Genomic DNA, 470 nt, shown 5'->3' with positions numbered 1-470 from the left:
CGCCGTAGGAGTTGCCGGCCATGCCCACGCGGGGGTCGCCGTCCTTGTCGAGGCGGACCTCGGGGCGTGCGGCCAGCCAGTCGACGAGCCGGGAGACGTCGGCGACCTCGCCCTCGGGGTCGTTCAGCCCGATCTTCCCGGTGGACCGGCCGAAGCCGCGCGCGGACCAGGTGAGGACGGCGTACCCGTCACGGGCGAGATCCTCGGCCTGCGCGCGGACGTCCTCCTTGCTGCCGCCGAAGCCGTGGCCGAGCAGCACGGCGGGGCGCCGGCCCTCGGGTCCCGCGGTGAAGAAGGAGGTGTCGATGCGCACCCCGTCGCCCGTGGCCATGACGCGGTCGGCGCGGCGCACCTTCGGCGCGTCGTCGGAGGCGACGGCGGTCCAGGTGCCGGCCCCGGCGAGCACGACGACGGCGATGGCCACCGCTCGCCACCCTCCGAGGGCCCCGCCCACCCGCTGACGGACGCGC

At 76.6% G+C, this 470-nt stretch carries 1 protein-coding gene; it reads right to left on the bottom strand.

The genetic code is table 11. The features are described 5' to 3' along the window. A partial coding sequence (locus tag LPA54_RS37705) for an alpha/beta hydrolase (protein ID WP_228984934.1) occupies positions 1–454 on the bottom strand: 454 nt, incomplete at its 3' end. Positions 455–470: the final 16 nt, after the last annotated feature.

Source organism: Streptomyces sp. DH12 (genome assembly GCF_020873895.1).
Taxonomy (GTDB): domain Bacteria; phylum Actinomycetota; class Actinomycetes; order Streptomycetales; family Streptomycetaceae; genus Streptomyces.
Note: the sequence above shows the minus strand (reverse complement) of the source record. Positions and strands in the feature narration are given on the sequence as shown.